This window comes from Cuspidothrix issatschenkoi CHARLIE-1 (genome assembly GCF_002934005.1).
GTDB lineage: Bacteria > Cyanobacteriota > Cyanobacteriia > Cyanobacteriales > Nostocaceae > Cuspidothrix > Cuspidothrix issatschenkoi.
The window spans coordinates 1-4010 of the sequence record NZ_PGEM01000119.1 but is presented as its reverse complement, the minus strand read 5'-3'; the positions used below and the strand labels follow the sequence as shown (position 1 = coordinate 4010).

4 protein-coding genes are annotated in these 4010 nt (G+C 38.9%); 2 read left to right on the top strand and 2 right to left on the bottom strand.

The window, feature by feature from the left end; translation table 11 throughout:
* Positions 1 to 493 (top strand): tetratricopeptide repeat protein (locus CUN59_RS15590; protein ID WP_133164035.1); only part of this gene is annotated, 493 nt, incomplete at its 5' end.
* 330 nt (positions 494 to 823) lie between these two features.
* On the opposite strand, the gene CUN59_RS15585 is transcribed toward CUN59_RS15590, so the two are convergent.
* Together CUN59_RS15585 and psb28 are read right to left on the bottom strand one after the other, a co-directional pair.
* Entirely contained in the window at positions 824 to 1333 is a 510-nt protein-coding gene (locus tag CUN59_RS15585) for a MogA/MoaB family molybdenum cofactor biosynthesis protein (protein ID WP_104388704.1), read from the bottom strand.
* A gap of 244 nt (positions 1334 to 1577) precedes the next feature.
* Positions 1578 to 1913: a photosystem II reaction center protein Psb28 gene (gene psb28 / locus CUN59_RS15580; RefSeq protein ID WP_104388705.1), complete on the bottom strand. Its 336-nt coding sequence runs from the start codon at positions 1911 to 1913 to the stop codon at positions 1578 to 1580.
* Between the two features lie 79 nt (positions 1914 to 1992).
* Between psb28 and CUN59_RS15575 the strand changes: the two genes are divergently transcribed.
* Entirely contained in the window at positions 1993 to 3756 is a 1764-nt protein-coding gene (locus tag CUN59_RS15575; protein WP_104388703.1) for an alkaline phosphatase, read from the top strand.
* Positions 3757 to 4010: the final 254 nt, after the last annotated feature.

Here is a 4010-nt window from a genome sequence, read left to right as displayed (position 1 = left end):
AGCTATCAAGATTAATCCTAACGATGCCTATGCTTACAACAGCCGGGGAAATGTCCGTTCTGAATTAGGAGATAAGCAAGGAGCAATAGATGATTTCAACCAAGCTATCAAGATTAATCCTAACTTTGCCCATGCCTACTACTTCCGGGGAAATGTCCGTTCTGAATTAGGAGATAAGCAAGGTGCTATAGATGATTACACCCAAGCTATCAAGATTAATCCTAACTTTGCCCAGGCCTACTACGGCCGGGGAATTGTCCGTAATAAATTAGGAGATAGGCAAGGAGCAATAGATGATTACAACCAAGCTATCAAGATTAATCCTAACTTTGCCTATGCTTATCATGAAAGAGGAAATGTTAAATCTGCTTTAGGGGATAAGCAAGTAGCTATAGCAGATCTTCAGCAAGCTGTGAAACTATATCAACAACAAGGAGGTAATGAATACTGGTTGAGAATAGCCCAAGATAGAATTAGAGAATTACAACAATAATATTTTGTCAGAATCAGGATACCCAGGATTAAAGGATTAACAGGATGTGATTGTGAGATTTTCCCTCGTTCCCTGGCTCTGCTGGGGAATGTTCACGGGGTTCTGGATGACAACAATCATATTTTGTCAGAATCAGGATGTCCAGGATTTAAGGATGTACAAGATGTGATTTTTTGATTGTCTATGAACCATTGAGATTTGAGGATGAAAAATCATCTTCACACTACAAAATGAATTAGATCCCCGACTTCTTAAAGAAGTCGGGGATCTGTCTACTAATGAAGAAATGAATGAGATCCCCAACTCCTAAAATCAATTTATCAATTATGTTTAATTCAGAAAATTTACCTGTTTTACTAAATGCACCAATTCCGGTAAAATCAGCTTTTCCATGCCCAGTCGCACAGCGTTACTAGAACCAGGAAGAGAAAAAATGATTTTGCTTTGATAAACGCCAGCGACAGCACGAGAAGCCATAGCGCGAGAACCAATTTCTTGATAACTTAAAAACCGAAATAATTCCCCAAATCCGGGTAAAGTCTTTTCTAATAGCTTTTCTAAAGCATCATAGGTAGTATCCCTGGGAGCAATTCCCGTTCCTCCATTAAAAATCACAGCATTTATTTGAGCATCTCCACCCAAAACCGCCATTTGGGCTTGTATTTCCCCTGGTTCATCCTTGATAATTTGATAAAATTTAACCGTGTGATTATTGGCTAAAAGTAGTTCTTTAATTAATTGACCACTTTTATCTGTCTCTGGGGAACGGGTATCACTAACGGTAATTACTGCACAAATTACAGAAATTTCCTGTGTATTTGGGTGTGGTTGCATTTGGATAGATAATATTTGAATTTGAGGCGTTGCTGAATTGAGGTATGAAATTGAAAAATCAAAAAAGTGAAACTCTTACTCTGTGAGACTCCGCGCCTCTGCGTGAAATAACATCATACTTTTATCAGCAACGCCAGAATTTCAAAGTCCCCCAAGTTTGGGGGATTTAGGGGGCTAAATCAGCACAAAACGAAGACATATAGGATTTGTGTGTACACCCTAGCTTATTAAGAGGGTAACTTGAATCAAATTAAGATTTGCTCAAACCTAGACCATTTTGTTCAGCGTAACGATTCATGAACCGCATAAACCGCTCCCATTCTGCATTAGACTTCATGACATAAACTGCTTCTAAAGATTCTGGTTTACCGTTGACAAATTTCCCCTGAACTTCACGAATCACTATTTCCCCTTCTTCGTCAATCAAGTATAGTCCGGTAACTTCATCTTTGCCGTCTTGCGCCAATATATCAGGATTGGTGAAGATAAATGTTGCTGTACCGCTTTCACCTTTTTTCGCTCTTGTCAATCGAACATCTGGAACTACTGTTTCTTCAATACCTCTAGCAAACTGAATTTTCGCCATGATGATTAAATTTAAAGTTTTGTGATCATTTTGTAATATTCTCTCATCATAGAGCAATTTCCTCACAGGCATTTTACCCATGGCAACTAAATTTAGTTCACAATTTGGACACAACCGCCGTTTATTAGCTGCACTGTTGATCATCATAGTGGGTATATTTATCGCCATTATTCCCCACTCTAGTCCGGCTATATCTGCCAATAGTACCAAAAACGTCATTATTATGATTGGGGACGGTATGGGGTGGGAAATGGCTCGCGCTGGGGCTATAGTTCAAGGGTATAATTACAGTTCTGGCAAAGGGGAAGGACTGAGTTTTCAAACCCTAGATAATTATGCCCTTGCTACTACCTATGGTACTACTGTTGCTCCTAGTAATGGCGTTTTCGATACGGTTAACTCTGCATTAACTGGCTCTGATCCGATCACAGGTGCTAGTCCAATGTTACCAGGGTTTAAATTTGAACCCCAATTTAATCCAGGAAATCAACCCACGGGAGGGGGAAAAAATCTCAAACCCCATGCAGTGGGTAATTTAGTAGGTTATGATCCCCAGCGTGGGGGGATAAATCCCTGGACACCGGGGAATGATCCTGAATATATTAAATATAGTTATCCTGATTCAGCTAATACAGCGACTACTTTGTACACGGGAGTAAAAAGCTATAATAATGCTATTTCCGTGGATATTTGGGAAAAACCTTTAGAAACTATTCTCAAAAGTGCCGCAGATCGGGGAAAATCTACAGGAATTGTCACTTCTGTACCTGTGGATCATGCTACACCAGGAGCAGCAGCAGCAAATGTGAATCGTCGGAATAAATATGATGCTGATTATCCAAGTTTAGATAATATTTTACAGCAGGAACTTCGCATATATCAACCAACGGTAATTTTAGGTGGTGGTCATCCGCTCACGGGTGCGAGTAGTGAATCTTTACCCATTGGTGTCGAACCGCCGACTAAATTTGAATATATCACGAAAACGACCTATGCAGAGTTGAGCAAAAACCCCAATCAAAACCGCTATAAATACACATTTTTAGAAAGGGGAAAAGATGCTGCGGCCAAATTAGCCACTACTGCGGCTAAATTAGATCCAAATCAGGGCGATCGCTTGTTAGGATTATATGGAGCAAGGGGACAGGAGGGAAATCTGCCTGTAAGTACGGCCAATGGAGACTACAGTAATACAGGTTTAAGTATTTTTTCTTTATTTAGTTCTCAAGGACAAAAACCTGATACAGTTCGTCCTTTGCTTCCGGGAGAAACTGATGAATCTTTTATTGCGAGGGAAATTAATGAAAATCCCACACTTGCTGATTTAACCATAGCAGCGTTAACAGTTTTATCTAAAGATAAGGATGGCTTTTGGTTAATGGTAGAAGGTGGTGATATTGATTGGGCTGCCCATGATGATAATATAGATAATATGATTGGTACAGTTTTAGATTTTGATCAAGCTGTAAAAACAACAATTGACTGGATTAAAAATAACGGAGGTTGGGAAAATAATCTCCTCATTGTCACTGCTGATCATGATCATTATCTGACGTTAAATCCCAACTTTTCCCAATTACTTAAAGAAAAAGGTGCAGAAGTTTTAACTGCTGAATCTGATCCCATCAAAGCCGGTCATTTTTGGGGTGCTGATCCTAATATTAAATATGGGTGGGGAACTCATGCTAACCGTCCAGTTCCGGTTTATTATCAAGGTAAAGGTGCAGAGGTTTTAACTAATTCTATCGGTAAAGGTTTTCGTCTTTATGGTTATAATATTCCAGGAATTAAGGGTTTTGTAGATCAAATTCACATTTATCAAACTCAACGCAAGGCTTTATAAAAATGTTGATGCTGAAATATAGCCTTCTATTTCTATTCAACAAATGCTAAAACCTCTGTTTGTATATGATCAGGACTTACGCAAAACAGAACAAAAGTAGGGGTAATTCATGAATTACCCCTACTAGGAAAGAATAAGGGTTTCAGTTACATTTTGCGTAAGTCCTGTAGATATCAAAGGCTCTATCATCACTATTAATGCCATGGGGACTCAAACAGAAATTGGTAAAAAGATTATTGATAAAAAAGCCGATT

Bases quoted from the DNA above. Each gene is read 5' to 3' on its own strand.
- psb28 (WP_104388705.1), bottom strand. From the start codon at position 1,913: ATGGCGAAAATTCAGTTTGCTAGAGGTATTGAAGAAACAGTAGTTCCA.
- CUN59_RS15575 (WP_104388703.1), top strand. From the start codon at position 1,993: ATGGCAACTAAATTTAGTTCACAATTTGGACACAACCGCCGTTTATTA.